General features: G+C 37.4%; 2 protein-coding genes. Both read right to left on the bottom strand.

The annotated features are described in order from the left end of the window. Positions 1-232: ATP-binding cassette domain-containing protein (locus tag ACFIK8_RS13130; protein WP_375669677.1), on the bottom strand; the 232-nt coding region annotated here is incomplete at its 3' end. A gap of 2 nt (positions 233-234) precedes the next feature. Then, positions 235-521, bottom strand: a 287-nt coding sequence (locus ACFIK8_RS13125) for an ABC transporter permease subunit (protein WP_375669676.1), incomplete at its 5' end; no start/stop codon positions are given.

The following is a 521-nucleotide window of genomic DNA, read 5'->3' as shown; positions in this document are numbered from 1 at the left end:
TGTCGCGATCAGCTGGTTCACGATCATTAATACGCTCATCATCAATATAGAGTTCACCTGAAGTAACTTGCTCTAATCCTGCAATGATGCGTAATAAAGTTGACTTACCACATCCTGAAGGACCGACAAGGACAAGAAGCTCACTATCGGCAACAGTTAAGTTTAAATCATCAATGACCAGAATGCCGTTTTCATATTGTTTTTTTATATTTGATAACTGGATTATGGCCACAGTCATTTCTCCGTTTCAATAAGACCTTTGATAAAAAGCCGCTGCATGCAGATGACAACAAGAACAGGTGGCACCATGGCGACGACCGATACTGCCATGAGTATATTCCATTGAGGATCATGTTGAAGTGATTCTACGATAAGTTGTTTGAGAATAATAAGAATAGTTTGATGATTTTGATCAGTTGTAACTATGAGAGGCCAGAGATATTGTATCCATCCATAAATAAACATAATGATAAATAAAGCCGCAATATTGCTTTTGCTAAGAGGGAGAAGAATATCTTTAA

This window comes from Bartonella sp. MR168JLCBS, assembly GCF_042194175.1.
This window is presented reverse-complemented; position numbering and strand designations above follow the sequence as displayed.